We start from the raw sequence: 4,437 nt of genomic DNA, 5'->3' as shown, positions 1-4,437 counted from the left end.
CCGGGAGCTTCACAAGTCGGACTTCGATCCAGGCGACATCATTGTCGGCGATACCGAAGAGTCGTAGCGCGCCGACTGGTCAAACATCCTCAACTAGCCGCATAGTGCGTTTATCGAGACGGCCAGCGCAGGGAGTCGGAAGGTGCACTGGCAGAGGTCATGTCGGTCATAGAAGCGGTGGCTGGTTGTGGCGTTCCGGCCGGGCGTGGTTCGTATGTGAGCACACCGCGAGTGTCCTGCTGTGGCATGATCGCTTGCATGACAACCGGAAAGGCCTGTGGCCAGTAACCGTCATCTCGCGCTTCACGCCACTCTGCCGGAGCGCTACGCACGATTCGATCTTCTTGCCTCGACAATCGACCACCGTGGTCGATTACTCGTTCTGCTCGTCGAAACCGCACAGGATAGGTCGTCGGGCCTGCCGTGGAGACGGCCAGGGGCGTGGAGGCCGCCGATACCGCGGTTCGATTCGACCGCCGTCATCTGCGCCGACGATGATGTGCACGAGATTGCGCTCCAGGGCCTGGATCAGTGGTTCTCCAGGATCGATGCTTTCGGCGACGGTGTCATCCTGGGTGCGGCACGCATTCCACGCCCGGATTACGGTCGGACGTACGAGCATTCGATTCCAGCCGAAAATGTTGTCTTGCCCTGCAATGTCGCAGCCTTCGACAGCACCGGGAACCCTGTGGGAGCCTTCTACGCAGGCGACGGCATCGAACAATTGCTGACCGACTCCAACGGCAGAATCTGGATCAGCTATTTCGACGAATCCACCTATCAATTCCTCGGCCACGACGGCACCTGGTCATGCACCTTCATGCTCGGTTTGGCTCGCTGGGACGATCCTGGCGGTGAGCCGTGGTTCGCGTACGAAGACACCGGCAACAACCTCGACTGGTGTGACTGCTACGCGGTCAATGTCGGTCGGTCGCTGGTACATGCCTGCCCCTACAGCGAGTTCCCGCTGGCGGAGATCGATGCGCGCGGGGTCCGATCGGTGACACCGAATCCGGTGACTCGATGCCACGGCCTGGCGGTATCCAGATCGACCTTCGGGTTCCTGGACCACCATCGCCGCGGCGAGGAGATCGTGTGGCAGGTTCGTCGTGTGCACAAGCACTATGCGGAGATCACCGAAATCGGTAGCGAGACTTTGCTTCTGCCCGGTGGTCGACCACCCACGGGCTGGGCCCGGGGGCGGATCGGGCGCGGCGCCAACCTGTGGATCCACGAAGAGGGCAATCCCCGACAGTGGTACCGCTACGAGCTCGACTGGGAGTGATCTGATGGTGACGATCAAATATCTGTGCTCCGGCATGTACGTCGAACACGGCCGCGAGCACCAAGCCGGGGTCGACCTTGCGACCGTAAGCCGAGTCGATCTGTGCTGGTACTACTTCCTGTCGGATCTGTCGTTCACCGTCGACGGGGTCGAGCTGGCCCCACCGTGGTCGTGGACACCAGTGTTCGACTTCGTCTGGTCGATGCAGCGGGTGCCGGACTACATGGAACGGGGCGAGCATTTCCGGCTCGGGTTCACCGAGAATTCCGACCTGATCGTGTTCACACCCGAGGCCGGCAAGGCCAGGATCTCGTGCGCGTACTCGACGGCCGAGGAGGTCGTCGAGGCGGTCTGCGAGATCGACGAACTCAGGCACGCCTGGGTGGCCTTCCGCGACGATGTGTTGACCGAACTGTGCGAGCAGTTCCCGCGGCTCGCGGCCAACACAGCCTTGGCGGAACTACAGCTTTGATGACGCCCACCGAGCCCAGCCGCTGGGAACCGGCCAAAGTCGGAACACACTCACCTGCCACCTACCCGCGCTGACCGAACCGACCAGTGCGGGTAGGTAGAAGATCGACGGGCAGAGCGCCGTACGGTCGGCAGCAGTGCGCGCTAGCCGATTACATGATGTTCATACGGGGAGACCGATGAGCTGATAATACGGTTGATCGTGGGAGAATCACGGCATCGGGCTGCCCGCCTGACACTGCGTTCAGCGAAGCACCCAGACATCATGACCATGCCCGATCCGAGCCGCCAACTCCATGATTCGATCTACGTCGCCGCCCGGTCTGACCGAGAACACTTCCTCCGAGTCTCCGCGGGTTATGCCGATCAGGGTGAAGCCGATTTCTGAGCTGCGTCGGCCGCACTCGATCAGGAGTTTGTGAGCGATATCGTCTGAGTCCCAGCCTTTGTTCTCCAGGTTGGCCACATAATCATCGAGCCAATCCCAATCCAGGCCGTCGCCGCCGTTGTACAGGATCAGCAACTGCACGCCCCATCGGATGTCGTAGGGCATCGCGTTGTGGTCGAACCCGTACAGGCGCAGCGGACGCCCGTCGGAGGGTTCACGCAACTGATCGAGCAAGGCCTCCCAGCCGAAATCATCTCCCTCGAGTCGCGCCATCCACGGCCGGTCTCGTATGTACGCCTGAGGATCATCGATGGCAGCTTGAACTGCGTGTACCAATCCTGTTCTGTATCCGCAGATCGCGTGGGCTAGCTCGATCAAGGGCGCGGAGGCGGGCAGTAGGACGTCAGATTCCGACAAGGAGACCTCTGGAGCTCGTGGATTGTATTGTGCTGCCGCAGTATAGGAGTCAGAAACGACACCGTTCGCGATCGGCAGTTCACCGGTAGTTCCAGGAGTGGCAGGCCTGAGATCAGACTCGTCTCGATGCCAATCGTCCTGCCATGCCGCGAGCCGCCCGGTCCGAAGGTGCCAAGCAGTCGGCCTTGAAGATCGCTGGGGGCGAACGATTTTGATCTCCAGACCACCGCCCCCCGGCGTCGACCAGAACGCATTGTCCTGCCGATTACATGGCGTTGGCAATCTGCTGATGGATGCCCGTCAGTGCCGAAATCAGCTGGCGAATTCCAGGGTCTTCCACCGGGTAATGGCCTGCCTCGTCAAGGATGACAAGGTGTTTCGGGGCGGTGATCCGATCGAAGTACGCCAGGCTGATGGCCAGTGGGGTCCAGCGATCGGCACCGGGGTGAAGCAGCCACACCGGGCAGATGGTGAAGTCTTCGGGCTCGACGAACGGTGCTGATCGTAGGTAGGTCCGCAAGAATCCCAACGGCATCCAGACTCCGCCGCCGTGTGGATCGGTGATGACGGTGGTGGTGAGTTCGGCGCGGTTGGACATCGCGGTCATGTTGGCCACCAACCTCATTGGCACACGAATCCGGTCGAGCGCAGGAACGAGCAGCCATGCCCCGTGACGCCCGAGCCAGCCGAATCGGCCGATGGCACGACGAGCCTGGGGCGAGCGAGGGTCGAGCAGACAAGTGACCGCGATCGCGTCGACCACTCCGGTCCGCGCCGCGGCCTCGTAGGCGAGCATCCCGCCCATACTGGCCCCGAACACGACCAGCGGGCGCGGATCGACGGCCTTCTCGGCCCGCACCAGATCGGCGACGCAGTCGACCCAGTCTGAATAGCGCACCGCCGCAGCTGATCTCACTTCGGTGCGGCCGTAACCCGGCAGGTCGGGCACCACCACCTCGAAGCCCAACTGCGCCGCCAACGCCGCGAACGGCCACATCACCGCCGCGTGCCCACCACCACCGTGCACCAACAGCATCCGCACCGCGGCCTCGGCTCGGGGCATCCGCTCGATATGGACGCGCGCGTCACGCCACTGCCACCAGGTCGACTCGGGCCGCAACTCCGGGCACGGTCGGAGGTCATGGGGAAGAAATGCCAGGTAGGAGTCATGCATGCCACAATGATTCGAGCAATCCTCGGTTCTGACAACTCGGTTTCGGGAGACCATGTCGACCCCACGCAAAACCCCGCGCCAGCAGCGATCGGAGTTCACCTTCGACGCGATCCTCGACGCAGCTGCTCGACTTTTCCACCAGCACGGCTACGCCGCGACCACCACCAACAAGGTCGCCGAACTGGCCGGAGTGTCGATCGGCACGCTTTATCACTACATCCCTAACAAGGACGCGCTGCTCTACGCACTCGCCGAACGCCACCTGCGCGATGGGGCTGCGGAGTTATTGGCCGAAGCAACCCAATTGCGCAGCGAGCAACCGTCTTTGGAGGAGACCGTGCGACGGCTGATCACCGCTGTCGCGCGCCTGCACACCGCCCAGCCGCACATGCATCGCCTGCTCTATGAGCAGGCACCCCGCACGGTGACGAGCACCGGCAAGCTCAAACAGTTCGAACAGCTGCTGGCCGGCGAAGTCGCCTTCCACCTCAACCGCCTCGGTGTCGGCGGAACCGATCCGGACTTGACCGCGGTGCTTCTCGTGCAAGCCGTCGAAGCGCAGATACACGGAGTGGTTCTCGACCCACCCGACAGCTACTCGATCGACGACTGCCTCGAGTCCCTGATCAACTTCTGGACAAAGGCACTCACCGCTCAGGCAACCTGACCGTCACGCAGAACGCGCGATCCAGTATCCGGTCA

5 protein-coding genes are annotated in these 4,437 nt (G+C 62.5%); 3 read left to right on the top strand and 2 right to left on the bottom strand.

The features are described from left to right. Positions 1-277 precede the first annotated feature (277 nt). Complete coding sequence (locus tag ACWELQ_RS39275; protein WP_452402078.1) at positions 278-1,285, top strand: hypothetical protein; 1,008 nt, start codon at positions 278-280, stop codon at positions 1,283-1,285. Positions 1,286-1,289: 4 nt separating this feature from the next. Continuing rightward, positions 1,290-1,757 carry a hypothetical protein gene (locus tag ACWELQ_RS39270; RefSeq protein ID WP_452402077.1) on the top strand — a complete coding sequence of 156 codons (468 nt, stop codon included), beginning with the start codon at positions 1,290-1,292 and terminating at the stop codon, positions 1,755-1,757. A gap of 243 nt (positions 1,758-2,000) precedes the next feature. Here the strand turns inward: ACWELQ_RS39270 and ACWELQ_RS39265 are convergent, their stop codons facing one another. Together ACWELQ_RS39265 and ACWELQ_RS39260 are read right to left on the bottom strand one after the other, a co-directional pair. Then, on the bottom strand, positions 2,001-2,522 hold the full coding sequence (locus tag ACWELQ_RS39265) for a DUF6630 family protein (RefSeq protein ID WP_452402076.1): 522 nt from the start codon (positions 2,520-2,522) through the stop codon (positions 2,001-2,003). A gap of 304 nt (positions 2,523-2,826) precedes the next feature. Beyond that, the gene (locus ACWELQ_RS39260) at positions 2,827-3,681 is read right to left on the bottom strand and encodes an alpha/beta hydrolase (RefSeq protein ID WP_452402075.1); all 855 of its coding nucleotides are present in this window, start codon (positions 3,679-3,681) and stop codon (positions 2,827-2,829) included. A gap of 106 nt (positions 3,682-3,787) precedes the next feature. On the opposite strand from ACWELQ_RS39260, the gene ACWELQ_RS39255 reads away from it, so the two are divergent. Next, positions 3,788-4,402, top strand: a complete 615-nt coding sequence (locus tag ACWELQ_RS39255; protein WP_452402074.1) for a TetR/AcrR family transcriptional regulator — start codon at positions 3,788-3,790, stop codon at positions 4,400-4,402. Positions 4,403-4,437: the final 35 nt, after the last annotated feature.

The organism is Nocardia sp. NPDC004722, from assembly GCF_053601505.1.
The sequence above is the reverse complement of the archived record's forward strand: the minus strand, read 5'-3'. Positions and strand labels throughout refer to the sequence as shown.